We start from the raw sequence: 4,280 nt of genomic DNA on the forward strand, positions 1-4,280 counted from the left end.
CAAGGCTGTAAAACACGACAAAAGCAGCCGCGATGGAAATAATGAGAATGAGTTTTTTGACCGACATGAAATGCTCTTACTTAGTGGATGCTCAGCGAGATAAGACTTACTATAATCAGCTTAGTTCAATAGGCATAGCCCTATCACCGATTACCTAGTTTTTGGAGTTACTTTTGGCTTTTTCGCTATCACGACAGTTTCCTAATACTCGTATGCGTCGTTTGCGTGCTCAAGATTCAACCCGACGTTTAGTTGCAGAGAATACTTTGCAAGCTTCTGATCTGATCTATCCGATGTTTGTGATTGAAGGAGAACAACAGCGCGAGGCTGTACCATCCATGCCAGGTGTTGAGCGTGTCAGTATCGATTTTCTGGTCGAAGAAGCCAAAGAGCTAGTTGCTTTAGGCATACCAGCTGTCGCGTTGTTCCCAGTGACGCCTCCATCGGCAAAGTCTGATTGTGCAAAAGAAGCATGGAATGCTGATGGCTTAGCCCAACGGGCTGTCCGTGCTTTGAAAAATGCCACTCCAGAACTTGCGGTCATTACCGACGTTGCTTTAGATCCTTTTACTAGCCATGGCCAAGACGGTTTGATAGACGAGGATGGCTATGTGCTAAATGATCAAACGGTCGAAGCATTAGTGAAACAAGCTTTATCTCATGCAGAAGCTGGTGCGGACATTGTAGCGCCGTCGGACATGATGGATGGTCGTATTTCTGCTGTGCGTGAAGCATTAGAAGAAGCGGGTCATGTAAATACTTCTATTTTGGCTTACTCGGCGAAATATGCATCGGCCTATTATGGACCCTTCCGAGACGCGGTTGGCTCAGCAGCAAATCTTGGTAAAGCGGATAAAAAGTCCTATCAAATGGATCCTGCTAACTTGCAAGAAGCGATTCATGAAGTGGCCTTAGATCTGGAAGAAGGAGCCGATATGGTGATGGTTAAGCCAGGCATGCCGTATTTAGACGTGGTACAAGCCGTTAAAACTGAGTTGCGTGTGCCGACTTTTGTGTATCAGGTGAGCGGCGAATATGCGATGCATATGGCAGCATTTGAAAACGGATGGTTAGATCGCGACAAAATGATTTTGGAATCTTTATTGTGTATCAAACGTGCTGGTGCCGATGCCATTCTGACGTACTTTGCAAAAGACGCTGCTAGATTATTAAACGGTTAGCATGATGATGTTTATGCGGCTCACTCTTCTGTTTGTATTGCTTTTTGCCAAACCAGTTTTGGCTGATGAGAATGCATTAATCTCGTGGAGCGAGCCTGCATACGCTTTAGATTATAGCCGCCTAAACGAGCGTATTTTTGACGACTTCTCTTTACCAATAGAGTCTTTTGTCACTAAGCAATTGTCGTTAGACGAGCCTATTAGGATAGAAGTGTCGGCGCGCCCCTATGCCTATTATGAGCAAAGTGAGCGTCGTGTTTATCTGCCCCTATCTAATCTCTATCGCGTGAATGATGATCTACAAGCGCGCTTTCCACATCAGCCAGAAGTACAGAACACTATTTTTAATACAACCTTACAGTTCTATTTTTTAGTGGAGCTAATTCGTGCGATTTCAGTTGAGCAGTCATTGCGCATTACCGGCTGGGAGGCCGAGCGAGTTGATGCCTTGGCAACCATCATTTTGCTCAACGATGAACGTGTCGGCCAAGACTATTTACTAGATGCTGCAGAAGAGTTTTTGCTAATTGATCGTGCTGTCGCATCAATTGAGGCGCAGCGATTCAAAAATGAGTTTGCGGCGGATGAGTACCGATTAAGCCAAGTGCTTTGCATTATGCAAGCTTATGATGCTCAAGGTATTCGCGTGGCGAGTAGTGATGGCTTATGCCAAGGACAATATGAAGCAGGAATGAACTTTTGGTCGAAAGCGCTAGAGCCTTATCTGCAAGATAAATCGCTTTTGAAGCGCTGGCTGGCTCAACCTCGCGCTTCACAAGAAAGTGGTTCTTAATACCAGATAACGAAAGCTGCAGCTGCGCCAAGACCACACTTTTCATCGTGGTTACTTGTTCGACAAATGTGTTTGCCCGCCGCATAAGTGAGTGCAGCACCGACTAGATACAATTCAAGATCGCGCTCTTTTTGAAATGATGAGCAGCCACTAAACAAAACAGTCATGGCCACAAGACTGGTGATGATCAACTTCTTCATCGAAGAAACATTCCCTTATAAATAAGTTAGCTTTCGAGAGCGCTATCCTACAAACAGGGGTAAAGCACGGCAAGCGTGTAATGAGATGAACGTGACATGGTTGTCAGCGAATGCTGTAAACAATGTTAAAAAGAGCCTAGAAGAGTTCTACGTCGTCGTCACTTGGTGGTTCTGGTTCAGATTTTGTGACGACATTTTTTGTTAATGCTTCTACCGCTGTGATCGAGCTGATTAGACTATGAAAGTGCAATTCTAAGGCATCGCTATTTTGATAGAGCACTTCCATTGAATCAAAGGCTTCACTTGAGAGTTGCAGCAGCTTCGCTTCTTGTTCTTCTGTGAGATCTAAAGTCATCGCGGCGATGTGTAACTCGTCCGATAGATTCTTCATAATATCGCGCGCATACATCTGAGTTTCTGCCGAGACCGATTTGATTAAATCCATAATTGAATTCACTTGGTCATGCTGACTATTAATCAAGTTATTGACGGCGATGGTTCGGGCTTTTGCTTCAGCCAGAGCTGAGCCTTGCAACAGAATGTCGCGTAATCGACCGTACTTTTCTTGATCTTCCCAAGGAGCATTTGTCACAACCATAACAAGATATTCGAGTTTGAAAACTAAAATGCGATTCTTTGAAAGAACACGAATGTCCGTTGTAATCGCTTCATCAAGAATCTTTTTAGCGGCCTCGTGAACAGCGCCCTCTGGGTAATAATGTCGTTCGTTGTTGTCGAGAATTAGGGTATAGGTCGACAACTCCATGCTGTTGCATAGTCGGAACAGAGCGTTTGCCACATCATCGATGCTGCTCGATTCTTGCAACCATTCGACTAATTGCATTAGTAAGCCAATTTCTGATGCTGCCCGCATTGCTGTTAATGCAGTATCAGTGCTTGTTTTTAATTGATCTTGAAGTTCTTGGTTATGTTTTTTTAGCTTCACAAACGACTGAAGCTTATTTTCCACCCGCTTTTTTTCCCAGTTGTGTCCGATATAACTATCCAAAGGCAAGGTGGTTAACATGTTACAGGGCTTCTGCTCTAGTGAATCATCGATAAAGCCCAGCATTGTTGGGGTGTTTTCGGGGAAGCTCTGCTCTAGATGGTCAATGAGAGCGTGGTAGTCAACGTTTTCGACGATATCGAAAAGAATGGCGTGCGGATGATGCGCAATGCCTTTCACAACATCGTCATTTGAGCTTAATGATGCTGTGTCGGTAGGAAGTGTGAGATGCAGTGATCCTTCGAGTTCATTTAACTCGCCGTAGCTCGAGCTATCGCGTCCTGCAGCGTGAAAAAACACGACTTTTTGTGCACCCATCAAAAAACATCTCTACTGACTTAATGTGGAAGCAAGTCTAGTACAAGATTTTGGGAATGCTCAAAATAGAAATTTAGGAAATATTTCCTGTTACTCGAACGCGTTTTGAGCCCTTTATTTGCTCTGTATTGGACACTTTTCGGCGCTCAACTTCTGTGTCTATCCAGTTTTTCAGGGCGATGATTAGACCCATGCCGACGAAGGCTCCCGGAGGCAATATCGCAAACAGGAAGTTACTGTAATCATCGACAAGTGTAATCTCCCAAGCATGCGCCATGTCACCGAAAATGAGGTGCATGTTGCTAAATAATGTTCCTTGGCCAATCACTTCGCGTGCCGCGCCCAAAAGAACCAACACGATGAGAAATCCTAAGCCCATCATAAAGCCATCAACTGCGGCGAAAAGTGGATTGTTCTTACTAGCATAGGCGTCGGCACGTCCTAAAATCGCACAGTTAGTTACGATTAACGGAATGAAAATGCCTAGAATCTGGTACAACTCATAGGTAAAGGCTTGCATGAGTAGCTCCGCGCAAGTTACGAGCGAAGCAATAATCATTACGAAAGCAGGAAGGCGAATAGAGTCGTTCACATAGTTCCGAATCAAAGACACCGCGATATTCGACATCAACAATACCAGCATCGTTGCTAAGCCAAGACCAATCGCATTGACGACGGTTCCTGTTACGGCTAACAGCGGGCACAAACCGAGTAATTGAACGATTGCTGGATTATTAGACCAGAGACCATTCTTACTTAGGGTTTTGATTTCAGTTAAATTC

At 44.5% G+C, this 4,280-nt stretch carries 5 protein-coding genes; 2 read left to right on the forward strand and 3 right to left on the reverse strand.

The genetic code is table 11. From position 1 onward, the window contains the following. Positions 1 to 173: 173 nt before the first annotated feature. Both hemB and A3738_RS12340 read left to right on the forward strand, forming a co-directional pair. Entirely contained in the window at positions 174 to 1,181 is a 1,008-nt protein-coding gene (gene hemB, locus A3738_RS12335; protein WP_197472560.1) for a porphobilinogen synthase, read from the forward strand. Positions 1,182 to 1,194: 13 nt separating this feature from the next. Continuing rightward, on the forward strand, positions 1,195 to 1,974 hold the full coding sequence (locus A3738_RS12340) for a DUF4344 domain-containing metallopeptidase (protein ID WP_197469163.1): 780 nt from the start codon (positions 1,195 to 1,197) through the stop codon (positions 1,972 to 1,974). Here the strand turns inward: A3738_RS12340 and A3738_RS12345 are convergent. From A3738_RS12345 to A3738_RS12355, 3 genes are all read right to left on the reverse strand, one after another. Then, on the reverse strand, positions 1,971 to 2,174 hold the full coding sequence (locus A3738_RS12345; RefSeq protein WP_068482850.1) for a hypothetical protein: 204 nt from the start codon (positions 2,172 to 2,174) through the stop codon (positions 1,971 to 1,973). The two genes, A3738_RS12340 and A3738_RS12345, sit on opposite strands and share 4 nt — an antisense overlap. Positions 2,175 to 2,310: 136 nt before the next feature. Continuing rightward, positions 2,311 to 3,498, reverse strand: a complete 1,188-nt coding sequence (locus tag A3738_RS12350) for a hypothetical protein (protein WP_068503191.1) — start codon at positions 3,496 to 3,498, stop codon at positions 2,311 to 2,313. Positions 3,499 to 3,571: 73 nt separating this feature from the next. After that, the gene (locus A3738_RS12355; RefSeq protein WP_068763613.1) at positions 3,572 to 4,267 is read right to left on the reverse strand and encodes an electron transport complex subunit E; all 696 of its coding nucleotides are present in this window, start codon (positions 4,265 to 4,267) and stop codon (positions 3,572 to 3,574) included. Between the last annotated feature and the right edge of the window lie 13 nt (positions 4,268 to 4,280).

Source organism: Oleiphilus sp. HI0066 (genome assembly GCF_001635725.1).